This is a genomic window from Pseudomonas sp. Choline-02u-1, from assembly GCF_002836515.1.
GTDB lineage: Bacteria > Pseudomonadota > Gammaproteobacteria > Pseudomonadales > Pseudomonadaceae > Aquipseudomonas.
Window position 1 is genome coordinate 50643 of sequence record NZ_PJBC01000011.1, and the last position, 14396, is coordinate 65038.

Genomic DNA, 14396 nt, shown 5'->3' on the forward strand with positions numbered 1-14396 from the left:
GCTGACGCCCGACAGACCACCAACCTCATAGCGCAATCGCTGATTAGCGACGCAGACCCAGGCGAGCGATCAGCGCGGCGTACCGGCTTACGTCCTTGCCTTTCAGGTAGTCCAGCAGCTTGCGACGCTGGTTAACCATGCGGATCAGACCACGACGGGAGTGGTGATCTTTACCGTTGGCCTTGAAGTGACCTTGCAGTTTGTTGATGTTGGCGGTCAGCAGTGCAACCTGCACTTCTGGCGAACCAGTGTCACCAACAGCTTGCTGGTAGTCAGCAACGATTTGAGCTTTTTCTTGAACGTCGAGAGCCATGAGGCAATCCTTCCTTATCAGGAAACTGTTTCAGGGAAACAGCTTCAACAGGCCAGGGACAAATCCCTGTATCTATAAATGAGTAGTGACCATGCCTGTTAACAGCCACACTCGCCGGCCCGCTTAACGCAGACCGGTTCCGGTCATTCTGACCGAATCAAGCGACGCGGCGCGATGCGCCCGTCTTCGCTCACTTCACCGATACCGATGAAGCGACCATTGTGATCCTGTACTCGTACCATGCCGAACTTCGGTGCATCCGGGGCACGTACCGGCTGGCCGTTGAGCCAGTAGAACGCGCTCGCTTCCGAGAAGTGCAGCAGCGGCCAATCCTGCAGGCCACTGTCCGAGGGCATCAGAAAGCGATCAACCGCTTCGTTGCCACCTTCGGCATGTACCGCTTCCAGCTCTTCGAGGGTCACCGTCTGCGCGAGAGTGAAAGGCCCGGCCTGGGTCCGACGCAATTCTGCGACGTACGCACCACAACCGAGTTGCTCACCGATATCCTCCACCAGGGTACGAATATAGGTGCCCTTGCTGCAGTCCACCGCAAGCCGCGCAGTATCGCCTTCGAAGGCCAGCAATTCCAAGCGCGCAATAGTAACAGAACGCGGTTCGCGCTCCACTACTTCGCCTGCACGTGCCAGTTTGTACAGCGGCTGGCCATCACGCTTGAGAGCCGAGTACATCGGTGGTATCTGACTGATTTGCCCACGAAAATTGGGCAAAACCGCCTCAACGTCGACGCGACCAACGGTCACCGGGCGCTCCTGCAAAACTTCACCCTCGGCATCGGCCGTGGTGGTGGTTTTGCCCAGTTGCGCCAGGGTTTCATAGCCTTTGTCGGAATCAAGCAGATACTGCGAGAACTTGGTCGCCTCGCCGAAGCACAGCGGCAACACGCCGGTGGCTAACGGGTCGAGGCTGCCGGTGTGCCCGGCCTTCTCGGCATTGAGCAGCCAGCGCACCTTCTGCAACGCGGCGTTGGAAGTGAACCCCAACGGCTTGTCGAGCAGGATGATGCCGCTGACGTTACGACGGATACGTTTGACCTGAGCCACCGAATTACTCCTTGGTGTCTTCAGGTGCAGGAGCGGCAGCGTGCTGATTGTCTTCAGCGACGGCGCGCTCGATCAGCGCCGACAGGTGCGCGCCACGCACGACGGATTCGTCGTAGTGGAAGTGCAATTGCGGCACGCTGCGCAGCTTCATCTCACGGGCCAGTTGCATGCGCAGGAAGCCTGCGGCGGCATTGAGCACCTTGATGCTTTGCGCGATGTCTTCAGCGTTGTCCTGCCCCATCACGGTGATGAAAATCTTCGCGTGACCGACGTCACGGGACACTTCCACAGCGGTGATGGTGACCAGGCCGACGCGCGGATCTTTGACTTCGCGACGGATCAGTTGCGCCAGCTCGCGCTGCATCTGATCGCCGATACGTTGGGTACGGCTGTATTCTTTTGCCATGATTTGTTACCTGTTACTGCCCAGCGGTGAAACCCGCAAGGTCTGAAAGCGGCAAACGCCCGGCCTGACAAAAGCCAGACCGGGCGTTGCGTTTAGAGTCCGGACGCTGCACCGCGCATTTGCATGCTACGGCGCATCGTGGCCCTTGAAGTGCGCGAGTCAGAGGCTGCGAGCAACCTGAACCTTCTCGAAGACTTCGATCTTGTCGCCGACTTTGACGTCGTTGTAGCTCTTCACGCCGATACCGCATTCCATGCCGGCACGTACTTCGGAAGCGTCATCCTTGAAGCGGCGCAGGGATTCCAGCTCGCCTTCGAAGATAACGATGTCTTCACGCAGTACACGGATCGGACGGTTACGGTGCACGACACCTTCGATCACCATGCAACCGGCGATCGCGCCAAACTTCGGCGAACGGAACACGTCACGCACTTCAGCCACACCCAGGATGTTTTCGCGAACATCGCTGCCGAGCATGCCGGTGAGGGCTTTCTTGACGTCTTCGATGATGTCGTAGATCACGTTGTAGTAACGCATGTCCAGACCTTCCTGCTCGACGATCTTGCGAGCGCCAGCATCGGCACGCACGTTGAAGCCGAACAGTACAGCGTTGGAAGCCAGTGCCAGGTTGGCATCGGATTCGGTGATACCACCGACGCCGCCGCCCACTACGCGCACTTGAACTTCATCGTTGCCCAGGCCATTCAAGGCACCGTTCAACGCTTCCAGCGAACCACGGACGTCAGACTTGAGGACGATGTTGAGCGTCTTCTTCTCGGCCTGCCCCATGTTTTCGAAGATGTTTTCCAGCTTGCCGGCGTGAGCGCGAGCCAGTTTGACTTCGCGGAACTTGCCTTGACGGAACAGAGCCACTTCACGGGCTTTCTTCTCGTCGGCAACCACGCTCATCTCGTCGCCAGCGTCCGGGGTACCGTCCAGGCCGAGGATCTCGACAGGGATGGATGGACCGGCTTCCTTGATCGGCTTGCCGTTCTCGTCGAGCATGGCACGCACGCGGCCATAGTTCGAACCGACCAGAACCATGTCGCCTTGGCGCAGAGTACCGTCCTGAACCAGCACGGTTGCCACCGGGCCACGACCCTTGTCGAGACGCGATTCAACCACCACACCACGGCCAGGAGCCGACGGAGTCGCTTTCAGTTCAAGCACTTCGGCCTGCAGCAGAACGGCTTCAAGCAGCTCGTCCACGCCAGTACCCATCTTCGCCGAAACCGGTACGAATGGCGTGTCGCCACCCCAGTCTTCGGAAGTCACGCCGTGAACCGACAGTTCGCTGCGGATGCGATCGAGATCAGCGCCCGGCTTGTCGATCTTGTTCACTGCAACAACCAGTGGCACGCCAGCTGCCTGAGCATGCTGAACGGCTTCGATGGTTTGCGGCATCACGCCGTCGTCCGCTGCAACCACGAGGATCACGATGTCGGTCGCCTTGGCACCACGGGCTCGCATTGCGGTAAACGCGGCGTGACCCGGGGTGTCGAGGAAGGTGACCATGCCGCGATCAGTCTCGACGTGGTATGCACCGATGTGCTGGGTGATACCGCCGGCTTCGCCAGCAGCTACCTTGGCACGACGGATGTAGTCGAGCAGGGAAGTTTTACCGTGGTCAACGTGGCCCATTACGGTCACGACAGGCGCACGGGAGAACGACTCACCTTCAAACTTCAGGGACTCGGCCAGGGAATCTTCCAGGGCAGTGTCGCTGACCAGGGTCACTTTGTGGCCCAGTTCTTCGGCTACCAGTTGAGCAGTTTCCTGATCAAGCACCTGGTTGATGGTCGCTGGGGTACCCAGTTTGAACATGAACTTGATGATTTCAGCCGCTTTGACCGACATCTGATTGGCGAGATCGCCAACCGTGATGGTCTCGCCGATCTGCACATCACGCACGACAGGGCCGGTCGGGCTCTGGAAACCGTGGGCGTTGCGCTTCTTCAGCTTGGCCTTGCCGCGACCACCACGACGGAAGCCATCGCTTTCTTCGTCGGTAGTGCGTGGCGCCACGCGTGGAGCCGGGGCTTTTTCCTTGACCGATGCGCGATGCGGAGCGTTTTTGCGCTCGCCATCACCGCCACCGCTGCGACGATTGTTATCGTCGGCACGTGGCTTGTCCGGACGGCGCTGTTCGTTCTGCTTGTTGCGAACGTCAGCCGACGGAGCAGGAGCAGCAGCCACCGGTGCGCTTTCGCGAACAGGTTCGGCAGCAGCCGGAGCCGCAACGGCGTCGCTGGCAGCGGTTTGCGCAGCAGCAGGCTGGTTACGCGCTGTTTCTTCGGCGCGTTGCTTGGCTTCTTCTTCAGCCTTCTGGCGAGCAGCATTTTCTACTGCGCGACGCTCATCCAGTTCACGCTTGCGCTCGGCTTCGATTTCTTCCGGGCTGCGCTGTACGAAAACTTTCTTCTTGCGAACTTCTACGCTGATGCTCTTGCTACCAGCCACACGCAGGGTGCTGGTGGTTTTACGCTGCAGCGTGATCTTGCGTGGTTCTTCCACTTTCGCCTTGTGACTGCTCTTCAAGTGAGTCAGCAGGGATTGCTTCTCACTGTCAGTCACATTTTCGTCGGCGGCGGTGTGCGGCAGACCTGCCTCACGCATCTGCTGCAACAGGCGCTCTACCGGTGTTTTGACCTCATCGGCCAGTTGTTTCACCGTGACTTGCGTCATGCACTTCTCTCCTCAGGCCGCGCCTAATTACTCGAACCAGTGGGCTCGGGCGGCCATGATCAACTTGCCGGCACGATCATCGTCAATGCCGTCGATGTCGAGCAGGTCGTCAATAGACTGCTCGGCCAGGTCTTCGCGGGTAATTACGCCGCGCACCGCCAGTTCCATCGCCAAATCCTTGTCCATACCCTCAAGCGAGAGCAGGTCTTCGGCCGGATGGGCGTCTGCCAGCTTTTCCTCAGTAGCGATGGCTTTGGTCAACAAGCGATCCTTGGCGCGAGCACGAAGCTCGTTGACGATGTCCTCGTCAAAGCCGTCGATGTTGAGCATCTCCTCCACCGGTACGTAGGCAATCTCTTCCAGGCTGGTGAAGCCTTCATCTACCAGCACCTGAGCCAGTTCTTCGTCGACTTCCAGCTCGTCGATGAAGTTGCGCAGGATGTCGCCGGTTTCTGCTTGCTGCTTAGCCTGGATGTCCGATTCGGTCATCACGTTCAGGGTCCAGCCAGTCAACTGGCTGGCCAGACGCACGTTCTGACCACCGCGACCGATGGCCTGAGCCAGATTGTCTGCGCCGACGGCGATGTCCATGGCATGGGCATCTTCGTCAACGATAATTGCCGCAACCTCGGCCGGGGACATGGCGTTGATCACGAACTGGGCAGGGTTGTCGTCCCACAGCACGATATCAACACGCTCACCACCCAACTCACCCGATACCGCCTGGACGCGCGAACCGCGCATACCGATGCAGGCACCTTGTGGGTCAATGCGCTTGTCCTTGGAGCGGACGGCGATCTTGGCACGCGAACCCGGATCACGGGAGGCGGCCATGACCTCGATGAGGCCTTCGGCGATTTCCGGCACTTCGATACGGAACAGCTCGATCAGCATTTCCGGCGCGGTACGCGACAGGATCAGCTGCGGGCCGCGGTTCTCGGTGCGGATTTCCTTGAGCAGCGCACGCAGACGCACGCCGACACGGAAGGTTTCGCGAGAAATGATGTCTTCACGGGCCAGCAACGCTTCAGCGTTGTTGCCCAGATCGACGATCACGTTGTCGCGGGTAACTTTTTTCACGGTGCCGGAGATGATTTCTCCCAGGCGCTCGCGATAGGCGTCAACCACTTGAGCGCGCTCGGCTTCGCGAACCTTCTGCACGATGACCTGCTTGGCAGTCTGTGCAGCGATGCGGCCGAACTCGATGGATTCGATTTTCTCTTCGACGACGTCACCGACCTTGGCGCCAGGATGCGTTTCGGCAACCTTGCTTGGCCAGGTTTCGATGGCCGGATCGTCGAGATCATCCTCTTCAACGACCGTCCAGCGACGGAAGGTTTCGTAGGAACCGGTGTGGCGATTAATTTCCACACGCAGGTCCACTTCGTCTTCAAAGCGCTTTTTGGTAGCAGTGGCCAGAGCCAGCTCCAGCGCTTCAAAAATTACGCTTGCCGGTACACCCTTTTCATTGGATACCGACTCAACAACCAGCAGTACTTCTTTGCTCATCGTACGCCTCGCCTTTCGCAAGCCATTGGATCCGCGGGATCCGCGTCTCAGTCAAAACTGGGAATAATGTTGGCCTTGTCGATCATATCGATCGGCAACAGGAACTCATGGTCTTCAACCTGCACCACGACATCCTGCTCTTCTACACCGCGCAGAAGGCCCTGAAAGTTGCGTCGTCCCTCGAAAGGCGAGCGCAGCTTGATCTTCACTTGTTCACCGGCAAATTTGGCAAACTGCTCAAGAGTGAACAGCGGGCGCTCCATGCCAGGCGAGGACACTTCAAGGGTGTATTCAACGGAGATCGGATCTTCAACATCCAGAACACCGCTGATCTGACGGCTGACAATGGCGCAATCGTCCACCAGCACGCCACCTTCTTTATCAATATAAACGCGCAACATCGAGTGCCGACCCTGAGCCGAAAACTCGATACCCCAGCATTCATAGCCCAGGGCCACGACCACCGGGGCCAGCAAGGCCTGCAACTCTTCTAGCTTGCTCGACACCTGAACCCCCTAGTGCATGATATGTGCATGCTTTGCAAAATAAAAAAATGGGCATAACGCCCATCCTTGAAACGCCGTCGAACAGCGGCGTTGAAAGTATCCAGCTAACAAAAAGCCCCTTAAAAGGGGCTCCTTAAACTGGTTGCGGGGGCCGGATTTGAACCGACGACCTTCGGGTTATGAGCCCGACGAGCTACCAGACTGCTCCACCCCGCGACAAAGCTGGGGCGGAAGTATACGACCGATCCCTTTTAGGGTCAATGTAACCTTCCACCTACAAGAAAGCCCGCAACAGCGGGCTCTCCTGACTAATTGGTACCGAGAAGGGGACTCGAACCCCTACACCCTATGGGCACAACCACCTCAAGGTTGCGTGTCTACCAATTCCACCACCTCGGCAATACTACGTTTGAAACCCTTCTTACTTCTGCTCTTGAGCTGGAGGCACGTCAGTCGCTGGAGTAGCCGACTTTTGCTCTTGAAGCACCGGGACATCATCAGAAGCCGGTTGTTGCTTAGGCACTTCCAACACTGCTGGATCTGGCAAACCCGCTTGAGTCAGCTGATGAGCTTTCTCTTTAGCAAAGTAACCTAACCCCAAGCTGGTTATGAAGAAACCGGCGGCAAGTATAGCAGTAAACTTACTAAGAAAGGTAGAGGAACCTTGGCTTCCGAACACAGTATTTGAAGCACCTGCTCCGAAAGATGCGCCAGCGTCCGCACCCTTACCCTGCTGCAGCAAAACCAGAGCAACTACGCCCAATGCACCCAGCAGATGAAAAACGACTACGACTGTTTCCAGCATTTTTTCAGTTTCCCGCGGCGCGACAGATCGCACCGAACTCATCTGCATTCAGGGAAGCCCCACCAATGAGCCCCCCATCGATATCCGGCATGCCGAACAGTTCGACCGCATTGGCCGCCTTCACGCTGCCGCCGTATAGAAGCCGCACTCCTCGTGCGACTTCAGAATTCTCTGCCGCCAACTGGTCACGGATGGCTTTATGCACATCCTGAGCCTGTTGCGGCGTTGCAGTCAGCCCGGTACCAATGGCCCAGACCGGCTCGTAAGCAATGACCGCCTTGGCAAAGGCACCGACACCCAGCTCCTCGATGATGCTGCCCAGCTGACGCCCGACAACATCAAGAGTCTTCCCGGCTTCGCGCTGCTCGAGGGTTTCACCTACGCACAACACCGGAATCAAGCCACACGCCTGTGCCGCTGCGAACTTGCGATTCAGCATTCCGTCTCGCTCGCCCATAATCTGGCGACGCTCGGAGTGCCCGACAAGCACCAGGGAACAACCTGCATCCACCAACTGACTGGGAGCAATTTCACCGGTCAGTGCACCTTGCATGGCTTCCACCGCAGAGTTCTGCGCGCCGACTGAAATCGACTTGCCTTTCAAGCCATCAATCACTTGATTGATATACAAGCAAGGCGGAAACACCGCGACATCAATACCGCTCGGCAAGGCCAGATGACGAAGGCCGTTGATCAGCTCAGCGACGCTGGCGCGGGTACCGTGCATCTTCCAGTTACCAGCTACCATAGGGCGACGCATGCTGTACCTCGTCGGTCAAAGTGGGCGCAGATGTTACCCAACACAATCATGGCTTGCAAGCCGTATCAGGCAGAAACTTCGGTTATCAGTTTTGCCAGCTCCTCGGCGTAGCCGCGGACCTGGTTTTCATCTTCGCCTTCAACCATGACGCGCACCAAAGGCTCTGTACCGGACTTGCGCAGAAGCACACGACCGCGCCCCGCCATTGCCTGCGTTACACGAGCACTGGCTTCCTTGACAGCCGGATGCTCCAGCGGGCTTTCCCCGCCGCCAAAGCGCACATTGATCAGCACTTGAGGACACTTGCGCAACGCCTGCCGGGTTTGTGCCAAACCATCATTGCGGGATTTGAGAGCCATCAACACTTGCAAGGCCGCGATGATTGCGTCGCCCGTGGTGGTGTGATTGAAGCAAACCACATGCCCGGAGTTTTCCCCACCTACCAGCCAATTGCGCTCCTGCAGCTCGGCGATCACGTAGCGGTCACCGACATTGGCGCGAACGAACGGGATCGACAGCTCCGCCAGTGCCAGCTCAAGACCAAGATTGCTCATCAACGTACCGACAACGCCACCCTGCAACTTGCCGCGCTCATGCAGATCCCGGGCGATGATAAACAGCAAATCGTCACCATCGACGATGGTGCCGGTGTGATCAACCATCAATACCCGGTCGCCATCACCATCGAATGCGATACCGAGGTCGGCATGCTCGGCAAGTACCGCAGCCTGCAACGGCCCCATATGCGTGGAACCACAGTTATCATTGATGTTCAACCCGTTCGGCTGAGCAGACAGCACAACAACTTCAGCCCCCAACTCACGGAAGACGCTCGGCGCTACCTTATAGGTCGCACCGTGCGCACAGTCGATAACGATTTTCAGCCCAGCAAAATTGGTCCCAGTAGGCACGCTGCTTTTGCAGAACTCGATGTAGCGACCCGATGCGTCGTTGATTCGCGAGACCTTGCCGATTTTGCTCGACTCGACGACGGTCATCGGCGTATCCAGCAACTCTTCGATCATCAACTCCAACTCGTCCGGCAGCTTGGTGCCCTTACCGGAGAAGAACTTGATGCCGTTATCGTCATGAGGGTTGTGCGATGCACTGATCACAATGCCTGCTTCAGCCTGGAACGTGCGCGACAGATAGGCGATCGCGGGGGTCGGCATCGGGCCGAGCAGCATCACATCGGCGCCCGCCGAGGTCAGCCCGGCCTCGAGTGCCGACTCAAACATATAACCGGAGATCCGCGTGTCCTTGCCGACCAGCACCTTGCAGGCACCCATCTTGCGGAAGGCCATGCCGGCCGCCCAGCCAAGCTTGAGCATGAAGTCAGGCGTGATCGGGTACTCACCAACGCGACCGCGAATGCCGTCGGTACCAAAATATTTCTTGCTCATAAGTGCTCCATCATTCTTATTCGGCTGATTCCACGGCCGCGATCATTCGCACGACATCGACGGTTTCCGCCACATCGTGAACCCGCAATATAGACGCGCCCTTGACTGAAGCAAGCGCCGCCAGTGCCAGCCCGCCATGCAGACGCTCGCCCACGGGACGATTCAAGGCGTGGCCAATCATACTCTTGCGCGAAACACCTACCAGCAGAGGTCGACCCAGAGCATGCAGGGCCTCCATGTGCTTGAACAAGCTTAGATTGTGCTGCAGGGTTTTGGCGAAGCCGAAGCCGGGGTCAAGAATGATCCGCTTAGCGGGAATGCCAGCCTGGGCACACCGATCCATGCGCTCGGCGAGAAACTCACCGACCTCGCGAGTGACATCCTGATACTGCGGATTGTCCTGCATATCGCCCGGCTCGCCGAGCATGTGCATGAGGCAGACCGGTAATCCGGTCGCGGCCGCCGCGTCCAGCGCACCGTCGCGACGCAACGAACGCACGTCATTGATCAGCCCGGCACCGAGCCGTGCGGTTTCACGCATGACTGCCGGGGTGGAAGTATCGACCGAGATAACGACATCCAGCTCGCGATTGATCAGCTCGACAATTGGTGCGACGCGCTCAAGCTCCTCCAACGGAGAAACCGCTCGCGCACCGGGCCGAGTCGATTCGCCGCCGACATCGATAAGCGTCGCACCAGCCAGCACCATGGCTTCGGCATGGCGCAGAGCCGCATCGAGCTGGCTGTAATGGCCGCCGTCGGAGAAGGAATCAGGGGTGACGTTGAGAATGCCCATGACATGCGTCTGGGCCAAATCAAGAACCCGGTTGCCGCAAGGCAACCGGGTCAGGGACTGAACAGAAGTCATTTCAAACCTTAAACGTCAGCAGCCGGACCGCCAATCGGTTTTTCCGGACGCTCGTCCTGCACGACAGGCGGTGGAGGCGTACCGGTGCCGCCAGACCAGTCACGAGGCTCACGAGGTGTACGACCTGCCATGATGTCGTCGATCTGCTCGGCATCAATGGTTTCATACTTCATCAGCGCATCAGCCATGGCATCCAGCTTGTCACGATTATCCGTGAGAATCTGCTTGGCCGTACCGTAGCAGTGATCGATGATGCTGCGCACTTCGGAGTCGATCAGCTTGGCAGTCTCGCCGGAGAAGCTGGCAGCCTGACCACCGCCGCCGCGACCGAGGAACACTTCGCCCTCTTCTTCGGCGTACATCAACGGACCCAGTTTTTCCGACAGTCCCCACTTCGTCACCATGTTCCGCGCGATCTGACTTGCCCGCATGATGTCGTTGGACGCACCGGTGGTAACCCCATCGAAGCCCAAGGTCATTTCTTCAGCAATACGACCACCGTACAGCGAGCAGATCTGGCTGATCAGCGCACGCTTGGACAGGCTGTAGCGATCTTCTTCCGGAAGGAACATGGTCACACCCAACGCACGACCGCGCGGGATGATCGATACTTTGTAGACCGGATCATGCTCAGGCACTACCCGACCAACAATGGCGTGGCCAGCTTCGTGATAAGCAGTGTTCTGTTTTTCTTTCTCGGACATGACCATTGATTTGCGCTCGGCGCCCATCATGATCTTGTCCTTGGCCAGTTCGAACTCTTTCATCTCGACGATACGCTTGCCGCTGCGCGCAGCGAACAGCGACGCTTCGTTGACCAGGTTGGCCAGGTCAGCACCGGAGAAACCCGGAGTACCACGTGCGATCACTGCCGGAGCAACGTCGTCGCCCATCGGCACTTTGCGCATGTGTACTTTCAAAATCTGCTCGCGACCACGAATGTCCGGCAAGCCAACCACCACCTGACGGTCGAAACGGCCCGGACGCAGCAGCGCAGGGTCGAGTACGTCCGGACGGTTGGTTGCGGCAATCACGATGATGCCATCGTTCATTTCGAAGCCATCCATCTCCACCAGCAACTGGTTGAGAGTCTGCTCACGCTCGTCGTGACCGCCGCCCATGCCGGCGCCACGGTGACGACCGACTGCGTCGATTTCGTCGATGAAGATGATGCAAGGGGCGTGCTTCTTGGCCTGTTCAAACATGTCGCGGACGCGGCTTGCGCCGACACCGACGAACATCTCGACGAAGTCGGAACCGGAAATGGTGAAGAACGGCACCTTCGCTTCACCGGCAATCGCCTTGGCCAGCAAGGTTTTACCGGTACCCGGCGGACCAACCATCAGCACACCGCGAGGAATGCGGCCGCCCAGACGCTGGAATTTGCCCGGATCACGCAGGAACTCGACGAGCTCGCCGACTTCTTCCTTGGCTTCGTCGCAACCGGCGACGTCAGCCAATGTGGTCTTCACCTGATCTTCGGAGAGCAGGCGTGCCTTGCTCTTGCCGAAGCTCATCGGGCCGCCCTTGCCACCAGCGCCACCCTGCATCTGGCGCATGAAGAACATGAACACCGCGATGATCACCAGAATCGGGAAGCTGGCCACCAGAAGCTGGGTCCAGATGCTTTGCTGCTCAGGCTGTTTACCTTCAACCACGACATGGTTGTCGACCAGGTCTCCGATAAGACCATTGTCCTGAATTGCCGGACGAATGGTCTTGAAACTGTCGCCATCGGTACGCTTGCCGGTAATCACATAACCATCAACGGCGACGCGCTCGACCTTGCCATCCTTGACCTGCTGGATGAAGTCGGAATAGTTGAGGGTTTGCGGCTCGTTAGGGCTGGAGAAGTTGTTCATCACCGTCACCAGGACAGCCGCGATGATCAACCACAGGATCAGATTCTTTGCCATATCGTTCAATTAACTACCCTCTGAAGCAAGCTCCGCTACTGGCGCGCGCTTCGCATGATATTCACCGGCCTAACTTACTACATTACCTACGACTCTGGCAGGCGCCGTCTGTAACCCTTTGTGAAACACTTTCTACACAATATTCGCTTATGCACGCGGAGCGAAATACGAAAAACCTATCGCCCTGGCGAAAAACCTCGCTTTACGCATCACCGCCGCGGTAACCCCATGCCAGCATGTATTGCTCACGAGAGCTGCCACGGGAAGAGTCTGGCTTGATCATCTGGATCTTGTCGAATTTCTTCCGAGCATCCTTCAGATAAACATCGAAACCTTCGCCCTGGAAAATCTTGATGACGAAATTGCCACCCGGCTTGAGTATCCGCTCCGCCAGATCCAGAGCCAGCTCGCAAAGGAACATGGCCTTGGGCATATCCACTTCCGGCGTACCACTCATATTGGGGGCCATATCGGAAATCACAAGGTCTACCTGCGAATTACCCACAGCCTCAAGGATCTGAGCGAGAACCGCGTCCTCAGTGAAGTCGCCCTGGATAAACTGCACGTCAGGGATGCTGTCCATTTCCAGGATGTCCGAGGCGATCAGACGCCCCTGCCCACCAATCAGCCGACTGGTGACCTGCGACCAGCCGCCCGGCGCAGCGCCCAGGTCGACCACGCTCATGCCCGGGCGGATCAGTTTGTATTTTTCCTGGATTTCCAGAAGCTTGTAACTTGCACGCGAGCGGTAACCATCCTTCTGCGCCTGCTTCACATAAGGATCGTTGACATGTCTTTTCAGCCAACCAAGGCTTGTCTTGGAACGCGCCATTGGGCACCTCGATGATTAGGGTCGTGATTAGTTGGGCGGATCCACGAACCCTCGGGTAAAATGGCCGCCATTTTACAGAATCCAGACGAAAGGGTCAGATTATGCCGCTCACTCCAGAGCAGAAAAAACAGTACAAATCCATTGGCCACCACCTGAAACCAGTTCTGACGGTGGCTGACAACGGTCTGACTGAAGGTGTGCTAGCCGAACTTGAACGCGCCCTGGCGGATCACGAGCTGATCAAGATCAAGCTCAACATCCTCGATCGCGAGTCGCGCCTGGCGCACATCGCAGAACTGTGCAAGGTCGGCAAAGCGGACCTGGTACAGGTCATCGGCAAGATGGCTCTGGTCTATCGCAAGAACTTCAGCGCCAACAAGCAGCTGTCGAACGTTCATCGCTTCAAGTGATGACAAGAGTCAAGGGTGTGCTTCGCGCACCCTGCCACTCCAACCCGGCACCGGCTGCATGACCAGCACCAGCCCGGAAAATCCGAGTACCAGATAACTGAACAACTGCCAGCGCTGCGCCTCCGGCCAGCCGACACGCACGGCGACATACATCGCACACGCGTACAACGCCATCATCAGCACCTGCCCGCGAAAATCCCGCCATAGACTGCCAGGGCCCTCGGCCTGTACCAGCACCAAAGCCTGAAAAATCACGCAAACCGCAGCGAAACCCACCACCAGCACTTCAAAGGCACTGGCGACTTCGTCGATCAGCAGCGGCGCCAGGCCAATCTGACCCAACGCCGGCTGCAAACCGAGATGAATCAACCATAGCCCGCCGACCCAAAGCATCTGGGCCAGCTGCCAAAGCATGGCGCCCGCATGCAGCGGGCTGCCTTCTTTCAGATGTGACGAACTTCGACAATCTCGTACTCGATCACGCCACTTGGCGTTTTGACGGCGACGACGTCACCCTCTTCCTTGCCAATCAAGGCACGGGCCAACGGTGAGCCGACGGAGATCTTGCCGAGTTTGAAGTCAGCCTCATCCTCACCCACGATGTGGTAAGTGACGCTTTCATCAGTCTCGACGTTCGCGATTTCGACAGTCGTACCGAAGATCACCTTACCGGTGTGAGGAATGGCCGTAACATCGATGATGACCTGATTCTGAATCCGGCCTTCGATATCACGGATCCGCGCCTCGACCATGCCCTGCTGCTCGCGGGCAGCATGGTATTCAGCGTTTTCCTTCAAGTCACCCAACTCGCGGGCCGTACCGATGTCCTGGCTGAGCTTCGGACGGACGACCTTGGTCAGGTGAGCGTGTTCTTCTTCCAGGGCTTTTGCGCCCTGAACGGTCATTGGGTACTTGGTTATGC

Annotated in this window: 15 protein-coding genes and 2 tRNA genes; 1 reads left to right on the forward strand and 16 read right to left on the reverse strand. The window is 57.9% G+C overall.

The window, feature by feature from the left end; translation table 11 throughout:
- Positions 1-43: 43 nt before the first annotated feature.
- The 14 genes from rpsO to rlmE form a co-directional block, all read right to left on the reverse strand.
- The gene (gene rpsO / locus CXF97_RS09010) at positions 44-313 is read right to left on the reverse strand and encodes a 30S ribosomal protein S15 (RefSeq protein ID WP_016771751.1); all 270 of its coding nucleotides are present in this window, start codon (positions 311-313) and stop codon (positions 44-46) included.
- Positions 314-456: 143 nt separating this feature from the next.
- Complete coding sequence (truB, locus tag CXF97_RS09015) at positions 457-1374, reverse strand: tRNA pseudouridine(55) synthase TruB (RefSeq protein WP_101158066.1); 918 nt, start codon at positions 1372-1374, stop codon at positions 457-459.
- 4 nt (positions 1375-1378) lie between these two features.
- The gene (gene rbfA / locus CXF97_RS09020; protein WP_101158068.1) at positions 1379-1780 is read right to left on the reverse strand and encodes a 30S ribosome-binding factor RbfA; all 402 of its coding nucleotides are present in this window, start codon (positions 1778-1780) and stop codon (positions 1379-1381) included.
- A gap of 159 nt (positions 1781-1939) precedes the next feature.
- Positions 1940-4465, reverse strand: a complete 2526-nt coding sequence (gene infB / locus CXF97_RS09025) for a translation initiation factor IF-2 (RefSeq protein WP_101158070.1) — start codon at positions 4463-4465, stop codon at positions 1940-1942.
- A gap of 27 nt (positions 4466-4492) precedes the next feature.
- Positions 4493-5974 (reverse strand): transcription termination factor NusA, encoded by a 1482-nt coding sequence (gene nusA / locus CXF97_RS09030; RefSeq protein WP_101158072.1) that lies wholly within the window; start codon positions 5972-5974, stop codon positions 4493-4495.
- Between the two features lie 47 nt (positions 5975-6021).
- Complete coding sequence (gene rimP, locus CXF97_RS09035; protein ID WP_007973115.1) at positions 6022-6480, reverse strand: ribosome maturation factor RimP; 459 nt, start codon at positions 6478-6480, stop codon at positions 6022-6024.
- A 139-nt stretch (positions 6481-6619) separates the two neighbouring features.
- Positions 6620-6696: transfer RNA gene (locus CXF97_RS09040), tRNA-Met, on the reverse strand.
- Positions 6697-6793: 97 nt separating this feature from the next.
- A tRNA-Leu gene (locus tag CXF97_RS09045) sits at positions 6794-6879 on the reverse strand.
- A 22-nt stretch (positions 6880-6901) separates the two neighbouring features.
- Positions 6902-7285, reverse strand: coding sequence for a preprotein translocase subunit SecG (secG, locus tag CXF97_RS09050; protein ID WP_016771756.1), 384 nt, complete (start codon positions 7283-7285; stop codon positions 6902-6904).
- Between the two features lie 4 nt (positions 7286-7289).
- Entirely contained in the window at positions 7290-8045 is a 756-nt protein-coding gene (tpiA, locus tag CXF97_RS09055) for a triose-phosphate isomerase (RefSeq protein ID WP_101158074.1), read from the reverse strand.
- Positions 8046-8110: 65 nt separating this feature from the next.
- A complete protein-coding gene (gene glmM / locus CXF97_RS09060; protein ID WP_101158076.1) occupies positions 8111-9448 on the reverse strand; it encodes a phosphoglucosamine mutase in 1338 nt (445 codons plus the stop codon).
- A 16-nt stretch (positions 9449-9464) separates the two neighbouring features.
- Positions 9465-10316 carry a dihydropteroate synthase gene (gene folP, locus CXF97_RS09065; protein WP_101158078.1) on the reverse strand — a complete coding sequence of 284 codons (852 nt, stop codon included), beginning with the start codon at positions 10314-10316 and terminating at the stop codon, positions 9465-9467.
- A gap of 8 nt (positions 10317-10324) precedes the next feature.
- Entirely contained in the window at positions 10325-12232 is a 1908-nt protein-coding gene (gene ftsH, locus CXF97_RS09070) for an ATP-dependent zinc metalloprotease FtsH (RefSeq protein WP_101158080.1), read from the reverse strand.
- A 202-nt stretch (positions 12233-12434) separates the two neighbouring features.
- Positions 12435-13064, reverse strand: a complete 630-nt coding sequence (gene rlmE, locus CXF97_RS09075; protein WP_101158082.1) for a 23S rRNA (uridine(2552)-2'-O)-methyltransferase RlmE — start codon at positions 13062-13064, stop codon at positions 12435-12437.
- Positions 13065-13165: 101 nt separating this feature from the next.
- Between rlmE and CXF97_RS09080 the strand changes: the two genes are divergently transcribed.
- Positions 13166-13474, forward strand: a complete 309-nt coding sequence (locus tag CXF97_RS09080; RefSeq protein ID WP_016771761.1) for a YhbY family RNA-binding protein — start codon at positions 13166-13168, stop codon at positions 13472-13474.
- Between the two features lie 9 nt (positions 13475-13483).
- Here CXF97_RS09080 and CXF97_RS09085 read toward each other — a convergent pair whose 3' ends face one another.
- Together CXF97_RS09085 and greA are read right to left on the reverse strand one after the other, a co-directional pair.
- A complete protein-coding gene (locus CXF97_RS09085; protein ID WP_101158084.1) occupies positions 13484-13888 on the reverse strand; it encodes an MFS transporter in 405 nt (134 codons plus the stop codon).
- Positions 13889-13917: 29 nt separating this feature from the next.
- Positions 13918-14394 (reverse strand): transcription elongation factor GreA, encoded by a 477-nt coding sequence (greA, locus tag CXF97_RS09090; protein WP_101158199.1) that lies wholly within the window; start codon positions 14392-14394, stop codon positions 13918-13920.
- Positions 14395-14396: the final 2 nt, after the last annotated feature.